At 68.0% G+C, this 241-nt stretch carries 1 pseudogene; it reads left to right on the forward strand.

Features of this window, described 5'->3' with window-relative positions:
- A pseudogene (locus APY03_RS44525) lies at positions 1–241 on the forward strand (A/G-specific adenine glycosylase); the annotation flags it as partial.

Consider the following 241-nt stretch of genomic DNA (forward strand, 5'->3'; position numbering starts at 1 on the left):
ACCTCGGGTGAACAACCTCTTGGGAAACTACATCTAGATCGCTTTCCGACGGTGGAGGCCTTGGCCGCAGGCAGCGAGGACGAGGTGCTGGGCCTGTGGAGCGGCCTGGGTTATTACAGCCGCGCGCGCAACATGCACCGGTGCGCCCAGGACGTGGTCTCGCGCTTCGGCGGTGCCTTCCCGCGCACAGCGGCCGAGCTGCAGACGCTGCCGGGCATCGGCCGTTCCACCGCCGCTGCCA

Origin of the sequence: Variovorax sp. WDL1 (assembly GCF_001541225.1) — a bacterium.
In the GTDB taxonomy this organism is placed as follows: domain Bacteria; phylum Pseudomonadota; class Gammaproteobacteria; order Burkholderiales; family Burkholderiaceae_C; genus Variovorax.